Consider the following 620-nt stretch of genomic DNA (forward strand, 5'->3'; position numbering starts at 1 on the left):
TTGACATCTGCTGTCTGCTATCGCTTGTGTCGTGTCATTCCGTTTATGGAAAGATGCATTATCCATCACTATCACGGCGCCGTGTGGAAGCTTTGGCAGCAAATCTTGTGTCATCCACGCATAAAAAACATCGGCATTAATATTCTCGGTAAACAAGCTTAAGGTGACGAAGGTATTTTCGAGAATGGCACCAATGACGTTGATACGGCCTTTTGCGTGCCAGTCATGCGAACCAAAACAGCGTAACCCTTTTTCCGAATAGCCATGTTGACGTGGCATCGATTGGGCAAAACCACTTTCATCCAAATACACAATCGGCCTGCCAGCCCGCTCATAGTCGCTGATGCGCTCGATAAATACCTGACGAGCCTGAAGATCAGCGCGAGGGTGTTGGAGTGTTTTTTTTATGGGTGATCCGAAGCCGTTTCAAGGCATAATGAATAGCCGATTGTGAGACACCTAAACGTTTTGCTCTTTCCCATTGATAGTCATCGGGAAAGTTTTGGACATCCTCCATGAGCACTGCATCAGGGATTTTCGTGGCGGGTTTATTACGGGTCATGCAAGGTTCTATCTGATTGCACCACCGGAACAAGGTGCGCATGGAGACTTCAAAATGG

Annotated in this window: 2 protein-coding genes; both read right to left on the reverse strand. The window is 47.1% G+C overall.

Annotated elements, in window-relative coordinates; translation table 11 throughout:
• A partial coding sequence (locus tag Xedl_RS19985; RefSeq protein ID WP_244149791.1) for a transposase occupies positions 1-312 on the reverse strand: 312 nt, incomplete at its 3' end.
• Positions 313-376: 64 nt separating this feature from the next.
• Positions 377-620: IS630 transposase-related protein (locus Xedl_RS19990; RefSeq protein WP_075968235.1), on the reverse strand; the 244-nt coding region annotated here is incomplete at its 5' end.

This window comes from Xenorhabdus eapokensis, assembly GCF_001908105.1.